This window comes from Paraburkholderia sp. (assembly GCF_035656215.1).
Taxonomy (GTDB): domain Bacteria; phylum Pseudomonadota; class Gammaproteobacteria; order Burkholderiales; family Burkholderiaceae; genus Paraburkholderia.
This window is the reverse complement of record NZ_DASRSY010000371.1, coordinates 1-1,618: the sequence shown is the minus strand read 5'-3', so window position 1 is coordinate 1,618 and position 1,618 is coordinate 1. Positions and strand designations below refer to the sequence as shown.

General features: G+C 61.4%; 2 protein-coding genes and 1 pseudogene. 1 reads left to right on the top strand and 2 read right to left on the bottom strand.

The window, feature by feature from the left end:
• The first annotated feature begins 161 nt into the window (after positions 1 to 161).
• Positions 162 to 581, top strand: a complete 420-nt coding sequence (locus VFE81_RS21745) for a PaaI family thioesterase (protein ID WP_325046572.1) — start codon at positions 162 to 164, stop codon at positions 579 to 581.
• A gap of 164 nt (positions 582 to 745) precedes the next feature.
• Here the strand turns inward: VFE81_RS21745 and VFE81_RS21740 are convergent, their stop codons facing one another.
• Positions 746 to 1,162: a DoxX family protein gene (locus tag VFE81_RS21740; RefSeq protein WP_325046571.1), complete on the bottom strand. Its 417-nt coding sequence runs from the start codon at positions 1,160 to 1,162 to the stop codon at positions 746 to 748.
• 141 nt (positions 1,163 to 1,303) lie between these two features.
• Positions 1,304 to 1,618 (bottom strand): annotated as a pseudogene (locus VFE81_RS21735) (cobyric acid synthase CobQ); the annotation flags it as partial.

Sequence of the window (1,618 nt, the reverse complement as noted above, 5' to 3'; positions counted from 1 at the left end):
TTTGCTCTGACTTGCGCCGATGTGTCCTGATCCGTACCGGTTTCAGGTTCACCCGCCGATCCAGCCGTTGATAATATCGGCAAATGCACCGGGGTCGAAGCCCCCAAACGGCTAATTCACTGCCCCACACCCCTGTTTTTTCCACCGAGGACCCGAATCTCATGAGCAAACTCCGCCCGGAATACACCATCGAGCGCCTGCATGAACGTCAGAAGGGGAAGCTGCCAGGCTTGCTGGGCGTGCATGTTCTGTCGCTGGAACCAGGCACCTTGACCGCGGAATTGACCGTGCGCGAGGAATTGCTCGCGCCGAACGGTTTTTTGCATGCCGCCACCGTGATCGGCCTCGCCGATACGGCCTGCGGCTATGCATGCCTCGCCCACCTGCCCGAGACGGCGCGCAATTTCACGACTGTCGAGTTGAAAAGCAATTTTGTCGGCACGGCGACGGAAGGCACGATCCGCGCGGTTGCCAAGGCCGTGCATCTGGGTCGCAGCACGCAGGTATGGGATGCCACTGTCACCGATCCGAACGGCAAGACGATGGCGCTGTTTCGCTGCACGCAGATCGTGCTGTATTGACTGACTGACTGACGCGGGGGGCGCGGGGGCGCGGCGAAGGGACCGACTTGCCTGAAGTGGCCCTGGCCCAACGCGATAAAAAAGCACGTGGCCTCGCGGCGCGTGCTTTTTTGCTGTCCGGCGAGGCGGAGTGCCGGCACGGCTTGGTGCCTGGGTGAAACGTATCAGGCGGCCACGGCACGCGGCGCCTTCGCACCGCGCAGCGCCAGCGCACCGCAGCCAAGCAGCGATTGCACGGCCAACGTCACCGCCCAGAAAGCCGGATATTCCCAGCCGCCGTGCGGCGACGCGAACCCCCAGCCGTTATGCAGATGCTGCGACGTTGCGCCAAGCATGAACGGCAGCAACACCAACGCGACCCAGCGGACCTGCACGCCGAGGAGCAGCGCGATACCGCCGATCAATTCGACGAACGCCGTCACATAACCGAGCCAGCCCGGCAAGCCGAGCGAGACGAAAAACTGCGCCGTTCCCGCCAGCGTAAAAACAAAAATCTTCTGCAAGCTGTGTGCGAGATACAGGACGCCCAAGGCCAGACGAAGAATCAAGGCAGCCAGATCGGCGGAGCGGTTCGAGTTCATGACGAGTCCTTTGCGAGAGAGACGGCCCGCGTCGGCCGTCGATGTCAGGACTGTATTCGAACCATATGAGGCGAAAAACCGCCTTTCAGGCTTTGATTATTTCCCAATGAGATTTAATCGACGCTATCCGACTCAACTTCCTCATCTGATCGCAGCAAAAAGCTTCGAAAGATCGAGATGCTCGGCAAGCGTGTCAGCCAGACGATCCAGCGACGCCTCGCGCAGCGCCGGGTAGTCGATTTTCTCAGCGTCACTCAGCCCCGCCCACGCCAACAGTGCGGCGCACGCGACGGGCGTGTCGAACACGCCGTGCACGTAAGTGGCGAGGATTTGCCCGTCGGCCGAGATCGCGCCGTCAGGATGCGCGTCATGCGTACCACCCTCATGCGCACCACCCAATTGCAGCGCGGGCGAACTCAACGCCGGACCTTGCGTTTCTCCCATGTGAATCTCGTA

Coding starts and splice junctions, on each gene's coding strand:
- VFE81_RS21745 (WP_325046572.1), top strand. CDS start 162: ATGAGCAAACTCCGCCCGGAATACACCATCGAGCGCCTGCATGAACGT.
- VFE81_RS21740 (WP_325046571.1), bottom strand. CDS start 1,162: ATGAACTCGAACCGCTCCGCCGATCTGGCTGCCTTGATTCTTCGTCTG.